The organism is Chitinophaga sp. H8 (genome assembly GCF_040567655.1).
Classification (GTDB): domain Bacteria; phylum Bacteroidota; class Bacteroidia; order Chitinophagales; family Chitinophagaceae; genus Chitinophaga; species Chitinophaga defluvii.
Genome location: NZ_JBEXAC010000001.1, coordinates 2549701 through 2568958 on the forward strand (window position 1 = coordinate 2549701; position 19258 = coordinate 2568958).

Genomic DNA, 19258 nt, shown 5'->3' on the forward strand with positions numbered 1-19258 from the left:
TCTTTTTGAATAACTATCTGTTATAGCTTTCCGGGGGATCGTCTGTTTTTTCCCGGCCTGTTAGTACGATCGTCTCCCAAATCTTCACGCGCCTGTTCTACCAGTTTCTGTAATCGTTTTACAACATCGGGATTTTGTTCTTTCACATCATATCTTTCTCCCGGATCGCGACGCAGATCATACAGTGCGAGATCTGTGGAATCTGTACGTGCTTTTCCCGGCCATGCATCCTTCCCCGGCACTCCGCCTACAAAAGATGGATAGCGATGTGGTAATACTAATTTCCAGGGACCTTGTCTTACAGCTTCCAGGCTGTTCTTATTGATATAATAATATAAATGATCACGCGGGTTTGCATTTTCGTCGCCCTTTAATAAGGATAAAAAATCAATACCGTCAATTTTACGGGAAGGTAACGGAGCACCGGTTATGGTAGCCAGAGTAGGCAGGATATCTATATTCGCAGCCAGCTTATTACAAACAGTACCTGCGGGGATTACACCCGGCCAACTCATAATAGCAGGTTCCTTCTGCCCGCCATCCCAGGTAGTACCTTTGCCTTCCCTCAAACCGCCTGCTGAACCGGCATGGTTGCCAAAAACCAGCCAGGGACCATTATCAGCGGTAAAAATAAATAAGGTGTTTTTTTCCAGTCCATTTTCTTTCAATACTTTCATTACTTCTCCTACTGACCAGTCTATTTCCATCATTACATCACCAAACAATCCCTGTTTACTTTTTCCTTTGAACTTATCAGATACCGCGAGCGGCACATGCACCATAGAATGCGCCAGATAAAGAAAGAAAGGTTGGTGCTTATGCTGACTTATAAAACTGACAGCCTTTTGCGTATACCAGGTGGTAAGCATACTCTGGTCCTGCATAGTATGGACGTAACGGATTGGATAGTTTCCTTCTATGACAGGAAGCGGCGGAAAACGTCCTCTCCACTTGGTAGTATCATTAAAAGGTTTCCCATCATAATCTACAGGCCACATATCATTAGAATATGGTAATCCGAAATAATAGTCGAAACCATGTTGCAAGGGCAGGAACTTTTGTGCATCTCCCAGGTGCCATTTACCAACAATACCTGTGAAATATCCCCTCTTCTTCAACATACTGGCAATGGTTTCTTCCTGATCACTCAGCCCGATATTGGAATTAGGAAACAAGGCATCATGAATGCCGATACGATTGGGATAACATCCTGTCAGGATAGCCGCTCTGGAGGCACTGCAGATAGGTTGCGCTGAATAAAAATTGGTAAAGCGCATTCCCGTTGCTGTCAGCTTATCTATGTTGGGAGTGATATAATCAATTCCACCATAAGCAGCTACATCGCCATAGCCCATATCGTCCATATAAATAATGACAATGTTAGGCCGTGATGTATTTTGTTGGGCAACACAATGAGTAGTAGCCCCGGCAAGAACAAGGGCCGCCAATCTGCTAAATAAAAATGATCTTTTCATAACAACATTTTTAGTCGCTTATTTATCGTATCCGACAATCTATTTCTTTTTGACAATCAGACAAGCCCCCCCACCGGGAGCAAGGTTGACAGGAATATCATACGATGAATTTACTATCTTTTTATTCACTTTATATGCCGTCCTGTTTGACTGATAATGCGCACTATCGCCATCCTGTATGATGGTTGCTTCATACTTACCTTTCCCCAGGAAATTTAAAGGAATAACTAACTCACGTGCTGATTCATTATTTGCAATACCCACCAACCAGGTATCGTCAGCGGCCTGTCTGGCCATTACTATATATTGACCAATTTCACCCAGGAGTGTTTTACTTTGTTTCCAGGGCATCTTTTCTGCCGCGATAAATGAAAACAGTTCCGGGAATTTATCATAATTCTCAGGTATATCCGGAATAACGGTTATACCTGAGAAAGTAATTAACGTACGGGCAGCTTCAGCAGTCACTGTTGAAGGTACATCTCCTTTATATACATGGTTATACATATTCTGGTCTTCTTTTTTCACATCGGTTGGCCTGCTCCGCATGAGATCAAATATCCCGTTAGTCATATCAAGCGGCCCTGCCAGCATATTTACAAAAACTGTTGTAACGAATGTTTTAGGTTGAAAATACGTAAGAGCATCAAGTTGAGCCTGGCAGTATTCACGGGTAACCGCATTCGGCCAGGTACGCATTTGCCCATAGGGAGGCACGGGTCCATCATGAAAATTACAAAGCAGTTGATATTTTGCGCACAGCGCTGTTATCATCCTTGTGCGTATATTTTTTTCCGCCATCGATCCTTTCATAAATCCGTATTTAATTCCCGCTGCGCCCCATTCGTGGTATTTTTCTAAAGTTTCTTCAAGCGAGTAATCCCTACCACCGATGTCATTCATATAAAGCAAGATCCGTACACTTTTTGTTTTTGCATAAGCGATCAGTTGCTTCACCTCCGCCGCTGCACCGCCATTCACCGGGTCAGAACTTTTACGGAACTGGTCCCCATACCAACCGGAGTCCAAAAGGAGATATGGAATATCATGTTTTGCAGCGTAGTCCACCATCCTGACCCAGCTGGCATATGCCTGCACATGGTATGTAAAGTCATCTATCTTCACTCCTTCCACACGGCGATTCCATAAGGCCACCCCGGGCTTTACCCATGAAAAATCCACGCCCGGAGCCGGAGCCGGATTCAATAACGCTATTACATGGGAGTCAACCAGTGCGCCGGGGGTTTTACCATACAGGATTACACGCCAGGAAGACAAATAACCCGGTTTTATGATCCCGGGAGCACCAACTACGGAGAAGGCTCTTTCTCCTTTCTTACTGTGAAGCACCAGGGGGCTGCCGCTTCGCAGGTCAGCTTCCAGGATAGCCATGTAGGCGTTGTCTGCTGCCTGAATGGTCATTACAGGATTACGGTTACCCTCCACGGTTGTTAGCTTATCCGGGCCAAGATTCGCATGCTCTCCGTTATAAAACCAGGCAGTATAATCCCCTTCAAAATTAAAGGTAGTCAACTCTTTTTCGCAGGTACCTTCTCTGCCACCTGCATCATCAGGCACTTCGTAACGAAATGCTACGCCATCATTGTAGGCCCGGATTACTATGTTCAGTTTATCCAAGGGAGTAGCGGGTCCCTGCAACTGAATGGTTGTTTCATTGTATTGCTCCAGCTCCTCAGCACGCTTTCCCCATACCGGTTTCCAGGTATTATTGACGCGCCGCTTTCTTACCGCTGTGACTTTCCAGCCAGTGGAAGGAAATATTCCGGATGGACTGAAATCCAACCCCATGGATGAAGAATAGATAAGCCTGTTCCCATGCGCAGAAAAAGCATAGCGAATGATGCCATTGGCAATAGCGGTAGTAATGATAAGATGACCGTCCGGACTTTTAACCTGGTAAACATCATACGATTTACAGGTCGTTGATGCCTCCGTAGGATCCGCTCTTTCAAAGATCATCCCTTTTACTTTGGTAAAAGACAGCAACCCCATCACCACCAGAGCTATCATGCGAACAGACGTCTGTTTCGCATTTATTTTTATGTACTTCATATCTTTCAATTTTTACCTTGTCCTTATACTGAATTCAGCGATGCCCAATCCTGCTGCTTCCGCCGGATCTTCTTTCTGAAATATAAAATAGACATCATGTTTAGTGTTATCTGCCGGCTCGCTTAACGGCAGCGTAGCATACATCACTTTCTGCGGTTTAATAGCTGCACCAAGCAGCGCTGTTCCCAATAACTGGCCCTGCGGGCTATCCAGCCGCAACGCTACTTTCCATCCCTTCTTTGATGGCAGATCCACGCCATACTTTATTTGCACCTCTTTTACATTTTCCAGACTGATATGGGAGAATTTGAACCAGCCTCTTTTTTTGACATGCACCACCGCCATTTCAGCCAATTTGCTATTGCCAACCTCTCCGGACGAAGCGTCTGCTGACCTTGCCGGCAGTACTGGATCGCGCAATACAAGCATGGCGTTACCCGTGAGCGGTGAAATCCCTTTGGCGCCTTTGTCTGTGTAAGATGCTGATAATGCAATTGCTCCCCGTGGTGTTAGTTGGAATTGTGCAGCAGGCAGAAAGCTGCCTTTCCATGGTATAGTATTTTTACTGCTGTCTGCCAGCGATAAGATCCAGGTAACAATTTTTTGCGCATCGGAAATGGCTAAGTCAGGATGGGCTGCCATGGCGGTCTGCCCCCAGTTACCGCTACCGCCGCCAATAATTTTTTCCGGAAGGAAGTTGCTCGTTCTCCTATCCTCTTTATAACGTAATGCTATCTGCTTGAAGGAGGGGCCTACGGAGGTGGCATCTACCTGGTGACAGGATTTACAATCCAGCGATTCCATCAGGTGCTTACCCGATGATTTTGCAACTCCGTTTGACTCACCCTTTTCATTCAGCAGGGCTTTGTCAGGCTTGCTGATATAATCAGCATGTACCAATACCTTTGACCGGTCAAAACCCGGTTGGTCTGAATGACCATCTTCCGCATCATTCACCTGTACCTGATAGGTTACAGGGCGATCAGGAAAATAGAAAGACTTATTTCCTGCCATCAGTATTTTTACCTGGGGAATAGCATTACCTACGTATACCTGTATAACGGAACTTTTCGTTTTGCCACCCTTACCATCTGTTACTTCTACCGAAACAGGGTAAACACCTGCTGCCAAAAAAGTGTGACTGACATTGGGGACAGCTGTTTTTTCTATCTCCCCTTTTCCAAAATCCCAGGTATAAGTAAGTTTATCTCCATCGGGATCAACTGTACCTTTCGCGGAGAAGTTGACCGTAAGCGGAATAGCCCCTGCTGACGTGTCGGCCTTTAGCATTACCACCGGTGCGAGGTTTCCACTGTTAAATGTAATTACAGACAAGCCAGCGTCTGCATTTTTATGCCGCCATTGCCCTCCGTATTCTACGATGTACAACAGACCATCAGGCCCCACTTCCATATCGCTGATATTGTGGAATTTAGTTTGCGGCATAAACTTTTCTATGGTCTGGAGATCCCCGGTTTTTGTCATGGTTACTGCCATGATCCAATTCCGCATCCAGTCGTAGATAAATAGCTTACCATCGTAATAATTTGGATAACGCGTTGCTTCCCGATAATCTTTTGTATGATATACCGGTCCCGCCATAGCGGTTCTTCCTCCTGTGCCCAGGATCGGAAATTCGGGAGATGCAGCATATGGATACCAGATAAAAGCCGGTTGGGCAGGCGGCAACGCTTTTATGCCTGTATTATTCCTGGAATTATTGACAGGACGCTGTGCATTAAATGCCGGACCGGATACGCCGGTGGCATAATTATATTCATAATAGGCATAATTATTTCCTACAAAATAAGGCCAGCCGAAATTACCCGCATTCCGGGCCTGATTAATCTCATCATAGCCCCTGGGGCCACGGGTTGACAGACTGTCGTTTCCTGCGTCCGGGCCTACTTCTCCCCAATATAAATAACCAGTATGTTTATCCACTGAAATACGATAGGGGTTGCGGTTGCCCATTACATAGATCTCAGGCCGGGTATTTGGGAGGTCTTTCGGAAAGAGATTACCATCCGGAATTCCGTAAGTACCATCTTCGTTTACATGTATCCGTAAGATTTTCCCACGCATGTCATTACTATTGCCTGCTGCGCGGCGGTCATCGTAATGCTCAAACCCGGGGCGATCGTCCAAAGGAGCAAACCCGTATAAATTGACGGCGTAAGCCTTTTTTGTCTTTGGGTCAACTTCATTAAAGGGAGTGGTATTATCTCCCACAGAAAGATATAGATTATCATAAGCATCAAAGGCCAGGGAGCCACCGGTGTGGCAGCATATCTCCCGGTCGGTATTTACTTCCAGGATTACCTGTTCCGATTGCTGATCAAACAGATTATTTTCAAACTTAAAACGGGATAAACGATCCACCGGTTTATCACCGGTAGGTGAATAAAAGACATATACCCAGTGATTTTTTTCATAATGAGGATCTGCCTGAAGTCCTAACAATCCACCTTCTGTTCCACCCCCGGGAGTAAGCCCCTGATGATACACATCCAACTGAGCCACTTCCTTTATGGTATGATCCGCCTGGTTATAAAATTTAATGGCCCCCCTGCGCTCTGCTATCAATATATCCAGGTTGGGTAATATGGTTAGTTCGGTTGGCTCAAATAATCCACCAGCGAGGAATTTCTTGGAGAAACGGGCTTCCTCCGGCATACGCAAAGTCGTAGCCTTCCCGTAATCCAGTATTTCATTATTGCCAATTACATAATGAATACCGGAGAACAACAGCTTTAAAAAATCTGGCTCGGTATAGGATTCGGCGGTATGTCCCGGTCCCATGTAAAAAGCCCTGCCGCCATCATAGTCGTGATACCACACCATAGGATGAGGTATGCCATTCGTACCACCTTCATAACTCCCTTCATCGATACTCACCAGCACATGTACGTCTTTAGGGATTTCCCGGAAATTATACCATTCATCGGTCCTGATCCAGGGATCAGGCAGGGAATCGGTAACAGGAAAATTACTATCATGGTGTATATTGAGTCTTGCTTGCTGCGGACGTGGATGCCCTTTAAAATAGGCACCTACCAGTTTGCCGTACCAGGGCCATTGATATTCACAATCACTGGCCGCATGAATGCCAAGATATCCACCGCCCGCCTGGATGTAACGCTCGAAGTCTGCCTGTTGGGCTGCATCCAATACATCACCGGTAGTATTCAGGAAAATGACGGCTGCATATTGTTTCAGCGTGTCTTCCGTAAACTTGTCGGAATTGGAAGTAGTATCTACAATAAAATGATGTTTGGCCCCTAACTTCTGAATAGCCTTTACGCCGTCGGGAATAGCAGCATGATGAAAACCCGCTGTTTTGGTAAATACCAATACACGGGGCTCACCGGTACGTTTATCAGAGCAGCCGGTCCATAAAGTACCTAAAAGGACACTATATGTGAGTAATAAAATGATGCGTATTTTCATAATAAAAATGGTCTGTTATACCTTATTGGTTTTATTAGTATTCCATCAGGATCTGCCTACTTCCCGGAGTGTTTTCACATCTTCGGGTGACAGGCTACCGTCAGGTAAAGGGCCGGTGTTCAGTAACAGGTTCATCTTCCTCGATTTTGCATCCTGCAATAAATCAAGTACCTCCGCTGTATTTTTATGTTTCCCATCTTCCGCTTTCTTATAACCCCATGTCCGTGATTGTAAAGTGTTGCAGGTTTCATTATGTTTATCTTTATTCCCCTCCCATGCTTTAGTAGCCACCAACCCGGCTTTATCACCAAATAATTTCCCCACGCCTTCTGAAAAGGAGCCGGCTCCCCGTTCCGGCGCCGCGAAATCCTCTGTGCCTGTGGCGCCCTGTTTAAAAGAAATTAAGGTATATGGACAATAGGATCGTATCTCTGCATAAATCTGTTCCATAGGAAAAAGATCCGGACGGGCGTAAAAACCCATGATAGGATCAAACCAGATACCAGCGGGCTGATATTGCGTCACTAACTCATGAAGTTGTGCCCTGGCGTAAAGAAGGTATTTTTGAAAATCCGCTTCCTCTTTATAAACATAGGCAGGCTGGGTATCGGAGTAGGCAGGACGATAACTGCCCCATCCTGCTTCCCGTGAAGAAAAGTAAGGGTGATGCCAGTCAGCAGCAATAGAATAATATAAAAATAAGCCGAGCCCTTTTTTATCACAGGCACTTTTCAACTCGCCTACCAGATCACGCTTCGCCGGGGAATGGAGACTATTGTAACTGGTCTGTTTTGTTTTGAAAAGGCAAAAGCCATCATGATGTTTTGCTGTGAGGTTTATATACTTCATTCCTGCCGCCAGGGCCACATCCGTGATAAAATCAGGATCAAAATTATGGGCTGTAAATTTCCTTTTTAACCGCTCATATTCCGCAACCGGTATTTTTTCCTCCAGCTGAACCCATTCACCGCGTCCCAATAGGCTATATAAACCATAGTGTATGAATAGGCCAGCACCTGCCTCGCTAAACCAGGACAAGGCGGCCTGGTGCGGGTCCTTTATAAACATATCGGCATGATCCCATAAATAACGAGGTATCGTTTTTTGATTCCTGATGGGAAGCATATCCAACCAGGACGACAAAGCCAACACCGAAGTCCCTGCTACTGCCGCCTGTTTTAAAAAGCCACGTCTGTCAGTCATATTTATTATTTGACTTTATTATTGAATCACGCATAACCTGCATCGTTATTTGTCTAATGAATGAATCCATAACGCAATTTTTTGCAGCGCTGGTGCCGGGATATTTGGCATCGGTGGCATGGGAGTTGCATAGTCAGGCCAATTCCCCGGTTCAGGGTTAAAGATTAACCGTTTCAATTTATCGATGGAGTATCCGCGTTTTGCCACCTCAGCATAGGGAGGGCCAATATGGCGTTTTACCGGATCATGGCAGGACAGGCAGGTATATTGTATCAGTAGCGGCTTCACTTCTTCATATTTTGGAATCCTGCTAATGGCAGAAGGAGTTGTTGATACTTTTGGTGAAGCGTTATTTACAGGTACTTTCTTTGCTGTTGGCTTTTTAACAGTTTTTACCCTGTTTTCCGTGGTGATAATAAGTTTTGGTCCGTCCGGTATCCTGTTCAGTGTGTAATACCCCAGGTTATGCAGTAAGCCCTGATTGCCTGTTGACCGTACACCCGCAACAGTTATTTCATGAATATATCCCTCCCTGGTACTATCTAATACCAACCTGACCTTCATGCCATCTGGTGAGATGCTGATCGCTTTCAGGGGGCAGTTTGCCTCATTAATGATCGGGCTACCATACTGGCGATGATATTTGTACGTGAAACTTCTTACATGGTAAGCGGCAGCCTCACTTGCCGTTTTTCTATCTACCGGCTGTGTAAATTCCAGTTCAAAGCCATCGGGCCGGGCGCTTATTGTTTTCATTTCAAAGGGTATCTTACCATTCCAGACCAACCGCTGTAAACCAAAAGGCTCTCCGCCGCCAGACCCCCATCCTCTTGCCGTCATGCCTACGAACATGCTGCCATCAGATCCCCAGCATAACCTTAAAACGCCTGAAGAAAATCCTTTTCTAAAGGGAAATACAGCGCCCTGGTACACGTCCTTTATTTTTTCCAGGTATACGCGGTTGATCAGGCTTTGGCCCATGTCGCCCACAAAAAACTGTCCTTCAAACGGTCCCATCTGTCCTTGACCAGCAACTAACATCCCGGAAGTAGAAACACCCAGGATCGCATGTGGTATCCATACAGAAGGTGTTTTCAGACCAGCAATCTGTTTCGCCACTTCAAATTCAGGCTTACCACTGTCTGGTATATCCTCCACCTTTAACTTTACAGTAGAACCCGGTTGATCAGCCCATGCCAGTGAGGTGGGCTGGCCCAGGAAGTCTCCTTTCCTCACTTCGGTCATATGGCCGGACCCGACCCATTCTCCCTGATTTTCTGTATAAAAAACATGATCATCTTTATCTATGGTAAGGGCAGCCGGAGAACGCAAACCGGCAGCAAAAGGCGTCATTTTTCCCTCCGGCGAGATCTTCAGCATCCAACCCCGCCATTTTACCCTGCTTTCCATATAGCCGCCTTTTACGTCTCTGAACCATCCAAGATTCAGCGTTACGAACATATTACCTTCTTTGTCAAACACAGGCCCATAGGCGTATTCGTGGTAATTACCTGTTATCTCGAAATTGTATACGGTTTTATATTCGTCTGCTATACCGTCATTGTTTTTATCCCGCAACCGGGTGAGTTGAGGGCGTTGTGCCACGTACAGATCTCCTTTATAATAAGCCATTCCCAATGGCTCATGTAACCCCTGGGCAAATAACTGATACTGAGAAGGACGACCGTCTTTCATGTATGGATTTGATATGATCCAGACTTCCCCCCGCCGTGTACAAACTGCCAGTTTATCATTGGGTAAAAAAGCCATTCCTCCTACTTCGAGCTGGATACCTTCAGGTACAAGTACTGTTTGAATCTGATAAAAATCCTCTTCTTTCGGGATGATAATGCTATCCTTTTTTACCTGAGCCTTCGCCAATGCAACAGTGGCCATCACCACCATACTACTACATAAAAAGTATCTGAGGGTAAAAAGTATATTATTGCGTATAGTCATTTTAGATAGTATTCTATGATTACCAGATAATGGAATAGGTGAAGGGTGTTTTTAGATCTGTAAGTGATATCAGCATTTCCTCTCCCTCCTTCGTTTGCCTGATCTCCGGCCTATAACGCCTGTCAAGGTGGATGTAGCAGGAGCCATTCACCCGGTACAATTCTTTGCTTAATTGCTCTATAGTTCCCGCAGATATTATCCTGCCATATAGGTTGGCAACAGGATTTATAATTGTTATGGTTCTTGCAAATCCTGTCTGCGCAGGATCAGGTGCTATTCTATCTTTTACAGCTATTCCTTTTATAACATAACTGAATGTTGGTATCCTGTCTTTATCCAGCTCATATCCTTCATCCTGCAACTCATCAAAGGTTACCGAATCGGGCCACGGAACATTTTTATCTGCTAAAACAGCTATGGAAGGGGCGCCGGAAAATGGCACGATGCTGCCCAGCGGCACGGCAAACTGACCTTGCCCCCTGCTATGCCACATATCGGCTGCATCTAAAAAGCGGCCACGCCATACCTGGAAAAGCGCGCCTTCTTTCAGGTCGTATGAATAATTCAACCCGGCCTGATCACCCATTGAAATCACGTTGGTCAATTTTTTACCGCCGAATTCCATAAAGCTCCTCAGCAGATAAGGATGTTGGTTGGGTGTAATGATAATGGGGGCTTTGTTGGGAAGCTTTACCGGGATAATATTCAATGGGCGGTAACGGATGTTGCGGAAAGCCACCTTCCCGTGATCGCCCTGGAACAACAGTGGCCCCTGTGCATTTTCATTATCTGATAATGAAGGGGAGCGTGTGGGACCTGATACTTCCACCTGGCTTTGAACCAAAACGCCATTGAGATACACTTCCTCGAAACGGGCATTAGCTGTTTTATTTCCTTGTGTATCAAAGCGAGGCGCCCTGAACTTTATTACCAGATGTTGCCATAATCCCGGCGCCCTGCACGCATTCTGTAGCGGGGCTATTCCTTCGTATCCTTTTTGTCCTGCCGGACGGGATCGATCCCAACGTTGGTAGATGCCGCCACAGTCACCGGAGGAAGGATCTGATTTGGTCCAACTGTCTAATAACTGCACTTCATATTTACCCTGGAGATATACACCCGAATTAGATCCTTTCGCCATCATAAAATCCAACGCAATTTCAATATCTCCGAATTGCTGCTTTGTTATAAGTTGGGTACGGTTCTTTTCAGAGGGATGGTTTATTACAACGCCTTTGCCTTCTTTTATTTTCTCCAGCTCTCCTTTTTGGGTATAATTGCCCCAGGCATCCGCAGCAACGATCCAATTCTTCCCGGGATTTTCAAAAGCATTTAAATCATCTAATGAAATAGTCATCCAACCCTGATTATTTTCAGGATTATTTTGGCCGTAAACCGGTATGACTACAGAAAATAATAATGACATGCTTAAGGTTATGCTAACTATTCTCCTATTCATAATTTTCAGGTATACTTTAATTTATACTAACCATCATTTGTCAGCAGATTTGCTACTTATTGCCGTTTTGATTTTTGCTGCATTTCCTGCTTTATTTTTTTCTCCAGTTTTTGCTGCAGAAGGCTCAGCGGACAATTGATCTGTTGGCCAACAGGCTGCTGTCCCCGGTAAGTGATTACACGGATTTCCGAAGCCCCTTTTGGAATATCGAGCGGCGTACCTGTATATCGCGGATAAAAATTGTCGGGGTTTGCGCCGTCGAAAGTGTAATAAACATCTACCCCCGGGATTTCGCTGGCCAGCGTCACTTTTAAAGCATCATCGTTGCCTTTGGCTACGTCAATGATGGGATCATACATACTACGCGCGTATCTCACCTGTGCAGCATCCATATATTTAAATTGCTGCTCCACACGACGGATAAAATCCGGCCAGTTGCGTTTAGGCTTTGGTGACCAGCATACTTCTGCCAGTGCCAGAGCACGTGGCCAGGTCATATATTCCGCATGACGTCCGTTAGCAACAAACTCTGTCCATAAAGAACCTTGTCCTCCTATAATATTTTCCGCTGTCACACTATCGGGTACGGGATCAAACTGGTAACAAGTATACAACCGGAGATTACCGGGAGCGACAGGTTCTATAAACGGGTCACCCTGGCGCCGGCTGAGATAAGTATCCCATATGGGGGTCATGATCACCTGGTGCCCCATCCGGGCCGCTTGAATACCTTTGTTTATTCCGCGCCAGCACATTACAACCGTACCGGGGGCCAGCCCGCCTTCCATAATTTCATCCCAACCAATCATCTTCTTTCCTTTGGAATGAATGAGCTTTGCCAGTCTTTTTTCAAAATAGCTTTGTAATTGTTCCGGGGTAGTCAATCCTTCCCGTTTCATTAATGCCTGGTCTTCCTGATCATTCATCCAGTATTTTTTATTCGCCTCATCACCGCCAGTATGAATGAATGCGCCGGGAAACAGGCCAGCTACCTGTGTAAATATCTTATCCAATATCAACCAGGTGGAATCATTAGCCACGCAAAGCACGTTAGCTTCTCCCTGGGGTTTACTACCGGGGTTTACCCCGTACTGTTGTTTTGTGCAGGATAAACCCGGATAGGAAGCAATAAGCGCCAGGCTATGCGCTGGCACATCTATTTCGGGTACGATGGTAACAAACCGCTGCTGTGCATAAGCGACTACTTCACGAATATCATCCTGCGTATAATAACCACCGTCAGTAGCTTTCTCTCCTGGTTCAGGAGGTCCATAGCTTCTCCATTCTCCTGTACGGGGAACACGCCAGGCGCCGACCTTTGTAAGCTCCGGCAATCCTTTTATTTCAATACGCCACCCCTGATCATCGGTAAGGTGCCAGTGAAATACATTCAACTTATACTTAGACATTTCATCGATATACTGCTTTATAAATGCTTTCGAAAAAAAATGCCTGCTTACATCCAGCATTAATCCACGCCAGCCAAAGCGTGGGTAATCCGTTATATTGACACAAGGCATTTCCCAGGGCGTGTCTTTTATTACAGTATGGTTTCTGATGGCAGGTGGCAATAACTGCATCAGGGTTTGTATACCATAAAAAAGTCCTGGTGGCTTATTGGCCGCAATCATCACCTGCCGTGGTAATACCTGCAACGTGTACCCCTCATCACCTAACGTAGTATCCGGAACCGGGTTAATACGAAGTACAATAGCATGTGTGGCCTGTTCTTCTGTGCTTTGCTTTACAGTAAGATGATAACCTGTAGGAGAATTCAACATTTGCGCCAGCAGGGATGCCACCCCGGAGGCCTGTGCACCGGAAACAAGGATGCGGGTATCCGGTTTCAGTAAAAAAGATCCTTCCTGCATGGTTGCTGATACCGGCTCAGGCAGGAGATGTAATGCCTGCTTTTGCCCTACCGACTGTGTAGTCGTAAGTATGCAGATCGTTATTAACGTGGTAAATGAAAAAATAAATCGCTTCATGTCTGAAGAATATGGAATAGGGATTGTTCAACCTATCCGTGTCTGAAAAAAATAATTGCCTCCCTGTGTTTTAATTTTATTATCATTTTGACTTTTGCTGCATTTCCCGTTTTATTTTTTTATCCAGTTTTTGCTGCAGAAGGCTCAGCGGACAATTGATTTGTTGACCAATAGGCTGCTGCCCCCGGTAAGTAATCACACGGATTTCCGAAGCACCTTTCGGAATATCAAGCGGGGTACCTGTATATCGTGGATAAAAATTATCGGGATTGGTACCGTCAAAAGCGTAATAAACATCTACCCCCGGGATTTCGCTGGCCAGCGTGACGTTTAAAGAATCGTTGTTGCCTTTGGCCACGTCGATGATGGGATCATACATACTACGCGCGTATTTCACCTGTGCAGCATCCATGTACTTAAATTGCTGCTCCACCCGGCGAATAAAATCCGGCCAGTTATTTTTGCCGGCGGGCGACCAAAAGACTTCAGCCAATGCCAATGAGCGTGGCCAGGTCATGTAGGCTACCTGACGTTCATTCGGGACGGATTCTGTCCACAGATTACCTTGTCCGCCAAGAATATATTTCGGGTCTACGCTATCAGGAAGTGGGTTGAAATCATAACATGTTTTCAGGCGCAGCATTCCATAAGTATTTGGTTCAATTAACGGATCACCCTGGTATAGATCCAGGTATGCCTGGCCCCATGGCGACATCACTACCGGATGCTTTTGTTTAGCCGCATTGATGCCGGGGTTCATGCCGCGCCAGGACATTACAGCAATATCAGTTGGTAATCCATCGTGCAGTATCTCGTCCCAGCCCATCATCTTTTTACCTTTGGACACAATGAGTTGATGCATCTTTTTTTCAAAATAAGGTTGTAAACCTCCCTGGATCGTTACCCCGAGTTTTTTAGCCAGTGCCAGGTCTTTCGGGCAGGTTTCCCAAAAACTTTTATGCGCTTCATCGCCGCCAACATGTATATATTCTCCCGGGAACAATGCGGCTAGTTGTGTAAATACTTTATCCAGTATCAGCCAGGTGGAATCGTTCGCCACACACAGTACATTATTGATCTCCTTTTTAAGGAACCTGCTGCCGGGGTTAACATCATACTTTTGTTGCGTACAAGACAATTCAGGGTAAGAAGCAATTAAAGCCAGACAGTGGGCTGGTACATCTATCTCCGGCACAATGGTTACAAAACGTTCTTTTGCATAGGCCACTACTTCCCGGATATCTTCCTGTGTATAATAGCCTCCGGCAGTAGCTTTCTCTCCGGGTTGCGGTGGAGCAAAGGACCACCATTTCCCGCTGCGGGGCACGCGCCAGGCGCCTGTTGTGGTAAGCTCCGGCAATCCTTTTATTTCAATGCGCCAACCCTGGTCATCTGAAAGGTGCCAATGAAATACATTGAATTTATACCGGGCTATTTCGTCGATGTATTGCTTTACAAATGCTTTGGAAAAGAAGTGCCTGCTCACATCCAGCATCAGACCTCGCCAGCCAAAACGTGGGTGATCCGTTATATTGACACAAGGGATTTTCCAGGGCGTGTCTTTTACAACAGTATGACTACCTATGACAGGAGGTAATAACTGCATCAGGGTTTGTATGCCATAAAAAAGCCCCTGTGGCTTATTAGCTGCAACAACTACCTGCTTCGGCAATACCTGCAACGTATAGCCTTCCTCACCTAACGCAGCATTGTGGCTGGAATTTATGCGAAGTACGATAGCATTTCCTTCCTGCCCCCCTTTACTTACTGTTGTTGCCAGCTGGTAACCTGTTGGTGCATTCAACATTTGCGTCAGCAAGGATGCCACTCCGGAAACGTCTTTGCCTGAAACAACGATGCGGGTGTTTGGCTTCAATAAAAAAGATCCTTTCAGTACGGTGGTTGATACCGGCTCGGGTATAATGTGTAATACCTGTTTTTGTTTTTCCGGCTGGGCTACAACACCATGCCACATCACCATTGCTGAAAAAATCAAAAAAGTAAGTTTTCTCATTTTTTAGTATGTTTTTTATATCCTGTTTTCCAGAGATCTACTTTCACATTATTTTGTAAAGATTTACCCGGCGTGCTTCTTCCGTTTGCAACATACTGTTCCATCAAACCGGTAAGTTGTTTTACCACATCCGGATGTTGTGTTGCTACATTTAATTGCTCGGAAACATCTGATTGCATGTTGTACAATTGAACAAGCGGCAAGCCTTCCTGGTATGCTTTATCATTTTTCGGAGATGCCCACCCGCCTGAACCAGGGCAAAACTCCAGTTTCCATTTACCCTGCTGAATAGAAAAATTTCCGTCAATTGATGCGTACACAATCGCTGGCCGAACCGGTTTCTTTGTTTTGCCTGACAGGTAGGGCAAGATGCTGTAACTGTCTTCTGCTGCATCTTCCGGCAATTTTACCTGTAAGATACCGGCACTGGTTGCCATAAAATCTGTGAGTGATACCAGGTCGTTGCTTACCGTTCCTGCTTTGATCTTTCCAGGCCAACGGACAACCAGCGGAATACGATGACCTCCTTCCCAGATATCGGCTTTATACCCGCGGAAGGTATAGCTAGGGTAATGACCTATTTTTTCTACGTTATACTTATTTAGAACATAAGGAGCAAAGCCATTGTCGCTGGTGAAGAATATGATTGTTTTGCCTGCTATCCCCATGGAATCCAATGTTTTCATTACTTGTCCTACAGCCCAATCGGTTTCCATCACATAATCACCATATTCTGTTACCCCGCTTTTTCCCTCAAAGTTTTTTCCTGGAACAACAGGTGTGTGTGGAGAGGGCAATGCGAAGTATAAAAAGAAAGGTTGTTGCTTCCCGGCCTGTGTAGTAATAATCTCCTGCGCTTTACGGGTAATGGAAGGGAGTACATTCACCGCTTCGAAATCTTTTTCTGCCGGGCCACTGCGGCCATATTTCTTCGTAACCGTGGGCACTCCGATGGTTTTGTTGTTTTCAATAAAAACATACGGCGGCATATCCAGGGAAGCACTGATGCCATAAAAATAATCGAACCCTCTTGTATTGGGTCCTTGTGCTATGGGCTTGCTGTAATCTATTTCCCAGCCTGTTTTTATTTCAGTATACCCCTGCTTCACAGGCCAATCCATACCCAAGTGCCATTTACCGACACAGGCCGTATAGTAGTTTTGCTGTTTAAAAAGATCAGCTACCGTAAAGCGTGCGGATTCAATCAAAGGAGGAGAATAGCCATATAATACGCCTGATTGTAAATCTGAACGCCAGGGATATCTTCCTGTAAGAATACTATACCTTGAAGGTGTACACACCGCAGATGCCGAATGAGCAGCGGTGAATTTCATTCCTTCTGACGCCAGCCTGTCAATGTTCGGAGTAGGTATTTTACCTTCGGGATTAAAGCATTTCACATCTCCGTATCCTAAATCATCTGCCAGGATATAAACAACATTCACATCACTTGTCTGGCGGTTATTTTCTTCCACATTTTTCGGTGTATGACATGACATCACGAACAAGCTGAAAATAAAATACCCAAAAGAGGATTTAAATTTTCGTTTTAAAATAACAGGCTGCATATCCAGGTAACTTTTCATTTCAATCCATTTAAGTATTTTCAAAATATACTGCCGGTAGCGTATTTCGTTGCTATATCATTGTTATCAGCTTTCTGTACCGCCAGGTAAAAGGGATAAACAAGCCCACCACCCTTTTTACTGTACCAGCATTCTACCCTGTAATCACCTGCAGGTATGAACATCTTATCAACCGTAATACTATTACTGGTTGTATCGGTATTATCCACGGTTACCTGGTAAGGAGCAAAGCGGATCATCATTGTACCTGCGGCTTTGAACCCGGATAGGAAATCGGCCTTTATATGATAATATCCCGATTGCGCCACCTGTACATCCCAGTACCCGTACACATCTTCCTGTAGCCACATAGGCGGAACCCCCCTGGCATCATTCCTGTTCAGTATTATCAGCGGTTGTTTATCAGCCCCTAATACCGCGCGTTGTATACCGAGATGCGGGCTTTCCAATGCTTTCGAAAGCCATTTGTCAAAAGCATTTTTCAGATCAGCAGCTACTTGGGGGTGCCTGGGTAGGATATTGTTTGTTTCTAAGGAATCTTTCCTGATATCATATACTTCCAATGCACTCAATGGGGAAGATGCAGCGGTATGCCCTACCAGTTTATAATCCCCTTTCCGTACAGCAATATTTCTATAAGCTTCAGGATATCCTCTTTGCCAATAAAAGAATAAGTACCTGTTTTTAAATATATTCATGACGTTAGCAGGATTTCTTCCTTCCAACAAGGGTAGAAAGCTGATACCGTCTATTTGTTGCTTTCCTTTTTTTGCAGGTATATCAAGCATATCCAACAGGGTGGGCAATACATCAATACCTGCGAGCGTTTCAGGGATCTTACCAGCCTTAAAGCCTTTATAGTAAAAGAAACATGGAACTTTTATACCACCTTCATATACACTGGCTTTATGCCCTCTTAATCCCAGCTTGAATCTTGGCTGAGCCGGGCCATTATCCGACATAAAAATGACCAGGGTATTATCCAGCAATCCCTCCTGCCGTAGTGAAGTCATTAATCTTCCGACATTATCATCAATATTCGTGACCATACCATATACCCGCTTAGCTGCTTCTATACTTTGCTCATTCATCTCAGGCAACATAAACTCACTGCCTGCCTGCTTCATTTCTTTGTCCAGATTCCGGTATAAATCGTAATATTTCTGCGGTACCTGCAGCGGGGCATGAGGAGCATTGAATGCCAGGTAAACGAAAAAAGGTTGTTTTTTATGCTGTTGAATAAAAGAGATGGCTGCATCCGTAAATCCATCTGAACAATATTGATTTGTTTTTACAGGTTTACTATTGCTGTATAATACAGGTCCGAAGTAAGCACTGTCTTTGCGGGAGAAATTAGCTACATCTCCCGGCTGGGCTAATCCTCCGCCATCGAAAACCAGGGATTCGTCAAATCCCTGGTCAACGGGACGGAAAGGATAATTATCTCCCAGATGCCATTTGCCGAAAATTGCTGTTGTATATTTTTTCTCTTTCAGATATTCCGCTATGGTTACTTCCCGGCTATCCATGATAGCACCGCCATTATACGTATCATGCATCCCTGTTTTTATAGAATACCTGCCGGTCATCAATGTAGCGCGTGTAGGTGCACAAACAGGGCACACGTAAAAATTACTGAGTTGTGTACTGTGTATAGCCAGGGAGTCAATATGAGGTGTTTTAATAAAAGGATTATGCTGGTATCCGAGATCTCCTATGCCCTGGTCATCAGTAAGAATGAAAATAATATTTGGTTTCAGTGCTACAGCAGCATGCCTGTCCTGTGCTGTCGTAACGGCACTGCAGGACAATAAGAGCATGAAGAGCATGAATTGAGAAGCATATCTACATTTTATCTTCTCTTCTTTTCTGAAAAAAAACATAATTCTACGAGTTCAAAAAGTCAGCGGATCAACAATTATTTTACACCACATCAGGGCATTATATTCCAGTCCCGTCTGACAGGCAGACAGATTAATGATCAATCAATTTGATGTAATCAGGTAAAAGAAGAAATCCTTTGAAGAATATCAACAAGAAATGATTAAGAA

Annotated in this window: 10 protein-coding genes; all 10 read right to left on the reverse strand. The window is 45.0% G+C overall.

Annotated features, from left to right (window positions below; genetic code table 11):
- Nucleotides 1-20: 20 nt before the first annotated feature.
- The 10 genes from ABR189_RS09575 to ABR189_RS09620 all read right to left on the reverse strand — a co-directional run bounded on the left by ABR189_RS09575 (nt 21) and on the right by ABR189_RS09620 (nt 19090).
- Nucleotides 21-1475, reverse strand: coding sequence for a sulfatase family protein (locus ABR189_RS09575; protein WP_354660253.1), 1455 nt, complete (start codon nt 1473-1475; stop codon nt 21-23).
- Between the two features lie 39 nt (nt 1476-1514).
- A complete protein-coding gene (locus tag ABR189_RS09580) occupies nt 1515-3548 on the reverse strand; it encodes a glycoside hydrolase family 97 protein (RefSeq protein WP_354660254.1) in 2034 nt (677 codons plus the stop codon).
- A 12-nt stretch (nt 3549-3560) separates the two neighbouring features.
- Nucleotides 3561-6998 (reverse strand): ThuA domain-containing protein, encoded by a 3438-nt coding sequence (locus ABR189_RS09585; RefSeq protein ID WP_354660255.1) that lies wholly within the window; start codon nt 6996-6998, stop codon nt 3561-3563.
- A 45-nt stretch (nt 6999-7043) separates the two neighbouring features.
- Nucleotides 7044-8201 (reverse strand): alpha-L-fucosidase, encoded by a 1158-nt coding sequence (locus ABR189_RS09590; RefSeq protein WP_354660256.1) that lies wholly within the window; start codon nt 8199-8201, stop codon nt 7044-7046.
- A 45-nt stretch (nt 8202-8246) separates the two neighbouring features.
- Nucleotides 8247-10160, reverse strand: a complete 1914-nt coding sequence (locus ABR189_RS09595) for a DUF7133 domain-containing protein (protein WP_354660257.1) — start codon at nt 10158-10160, stop codon at nt 8247-8249.
- 19 nt (nt 10161-10179) lie between these two features.
- Nucleotides 10180-11517 (reverse strand): 3-keto-disaccharide hydrolase, encoded by a 1338-nt coding sequence (locus ABR189_RS09600; RefSeq protein ID WP_354660258.1) that lies wholly within the window; start codon nt 11515-11517, stop codon nt 10180-10182.
- Nucleotides 11518-11675: 158 nt separating this feature from the next.
- Nucleotides 11676-13607, reverse strand: coding sequence for a beta-N-acetylhexosaminidase (locus ABR189_RS09605; RefSeq protein ID WP_354660259.1), 1932 nt, complete (start codon nt 13605-13607; stop codon nt 11676-11678).
- 82 nt (nt 13608-13689) lie between these two features.
- Nucleotides 13690-15621: a beta-N-acetylhexosaminidase gene (locus tag ABR189_RS09610; RefSeq protein WP_354660260.1), complete on the reverse strand. Its 1932-nt coding sequence runs from the start codon at nt 15619-15621 to the stop codon at nt 13690-13692.
- Nucleotides 15618-17207 carry a sulfatase family protein gene (locus ABR189_RS09615; RefSeq protein ID WP_354660261.1) on the reverse strand — a complete coding sequence of 530 codons (1590 nt, stop codon included), beginning with the start codon at nt 17205-17207 and terminating at the stop codon, nt 15618-15620. The genes ABR189_RS09610 and ABR189_RS09615 overlap by 4 nt, the downstream gene beginning before the upstream one ends.
- A 20-nt stretch (nt 17208-17227) precedes the next feature.
- On the reverse strand, nt 17228-19090 hold the full coding sequence (locus ABR189_RS09620; RefSeq protein WP_354660262.1) for an arylsulfatase: 1863 nt from the start codon (nt 19088-19090) through the stop codon (nt 17228-17230).
- Between the last annotated feature and the right edge of the window lie 168 nt (nt 19091-19258).

Excerpts from the sequence above, each read along its gene's own strand:
- ABR189_RS09615 (WP_354660261.1), bottom strand. The coding sequence starts at position 17,207 with ATGAAAAGTTACCTGGATATGCAGCCTGTTATTTTAAAACGAAAATTT.
- ABR189_RS09575 (WP_354660253.1), bottom strand. The coding sequence starts at position 1,475 with ATGAAAAGATCATTTTTATTTAGCAGATTGGCGGCCCTTGTTCTTGCC.
- ABR189_RS09610 (WP_354660260.1), bottom strand. The coding sequence starts at position 15,621 with ATGAGAAAACTTACTTTTTTGATTTTTTCAGCAATGGTGATGTGGCAT.
- ABR189_RS09620 (WP_354660262.1), bottom strand. The coding sequence starts at position 19,090 with ATGTTTTTTTTCAGAAAAGAAGAGAAGATAAAATGTAGATATGCTTCT.
- ABR189_RS09600 (WP_354660258.1), bottom strand. The coding sequence starts at position 11,517 with ATGACTATTTCATTAGATGATTTAAATGCTTTTGAAAATCCCGGGAAG.
- ABR189_RS09580 (WP_354660254.1), bottom strand. The coding sequence starts at position 3,548 with ATGAAGTACATAAAAATAAATGCGAAACAGACGTCTGTTCGCATGATA.
- ABR189_RS09590 (WP_354660256.1), bottom strand. The coding sequence starts at position 8,201 with ATGACTGACAGACGTGGCTTTTTAAAACAGGCGGCAGTAGCAGGGACT.
- ABR189_RS09595 (WP_354660257.1), bottom strand. The coding sequence starts at position 10,160 with ATGACTATACGCAATAATATACTTTTTACCCTCAGATACTTTTTATGT.
- ABR189_RS09605 (WP_354660259.1), bottom strand. The coding sequence starts at position 13,607 with ATGAAGCGATTTATTTTTTCATTTACCACGTTAATAACGATCTGCATA.
- ABR189_RS09585 (WP_354660255.1), bottom strand. The coding sequence starts at position 6,998 with ATGAAAATACGCATCATTTTATTACTCACATATAGTGTCCTTTTAGGT.